General features: G+C 64.2%; 1 protein-coding gene. It reads right to left on the bottom strand.

Annotated elements, in window-relative coordinates; genetic code table 11:
• Positions 1-274 precede the first annotated feature (274 nt).
• On the bottom strand, positions 275-931 hold the full coding sequence (locus tag NS334_RS17455; RefSeq protein ID WP_206542754.1) for a M3 family metallopeptidase: 657 nt from the start codon (positions 929-931) through the stop codon (positions 275-277).
• Positions 932-1,006: the final 75 nt, after the last annotated feature.

Consider the following 1,006-nt stretch of genomic DNA (forward strand, 5'->3'; position numbering starts at 1 on the left):
GGCCACTTCGCTATGGTCTGCCATTGCTGTCCCCAGTCAGAAATTCGCGTTCTGCGAGCCATTACCGCAAACGGATTGGCAGGGCAACGGCGCGCTCCCTAGCGGGTGATTTGGAGCGCAAATCGTCCCCGATTCACCCCTTAAGTGCCGGCCTTGCGGCCGCCGCTCGGGCAGGATCGATCTGCCGAACGCAGGTGTCATGGGATGGTCATGCCGCGAGGCGCAAAAAGCGCCGAACGAATCTGATCCGGACGGGCCGGAAGGCTGATGGGCCTCAGCCCATCGCCTCCAGCTCGTCGAACATGACGGCGATCACGGACAGGCCGCCGTCCCAGAATTTCGGGTCCTTGGCGTCGAGGCCGAACGGCCGCAGCAGTTCGGAGTAATGCTTGGTGCCGCCGGCGGCGAGCATGTCGAGATAGCGCTCGGCGAAACCCTCGGACGCATGCTCGTAGACCGCATAGAGCGAGTTCACCAGGCAGTCGCCGAACGCGTAGGCGTAGACGTAGAACGGCGAGTGGATGAAATGCGGCATGTACATCCAGAACGTCTCGTAGCCCGGCTTGATCTCGATCGCAGGCCCGAGGCTCTCGCCCTGCACGCTGAGCCAGAGCTGGCCGATCCGCTCGGCGGTGAGCTCACCGTTCTTGCGCTCGGTGTGAACCGCGCGCTCGAATGAATAGAACGCGATCTGCCGCACCACGGTGTTGATCATGTCCTCGACCTTGCCCGCCAGCAGCGCCAGGCGCTGCTCGCGGGCCAGGTCGAGGACCTCATCAACACCGTGGTGCGGCAGATCGCGCCCTATTACCTCCAGCGCGCGGTTCACACCGAGCGCAAGAACGGCGAGATAACAGCCCAGCGGATCGGCCCGCTCTGCCTCACCGTACAGCGACCAAGCCTCCGGCCTGCGCACCACGCTCAGCCGCACAACGCGCCGACCTCGACGCACATCGCCCCATTCCCCCACCCGTCACTCCACGCACACGCATATACATACGCCCAT

Source organism: Sphingomonas endophytica (assembly GCF_001476895.1).
Classification (GTDB): Bacteria; Pseudomonadota; Alphaproteobacteria; order Sphingomonadales; family Sphingomonadaceae; genus Sphingomonas; species Sphingomonas endophytica_A.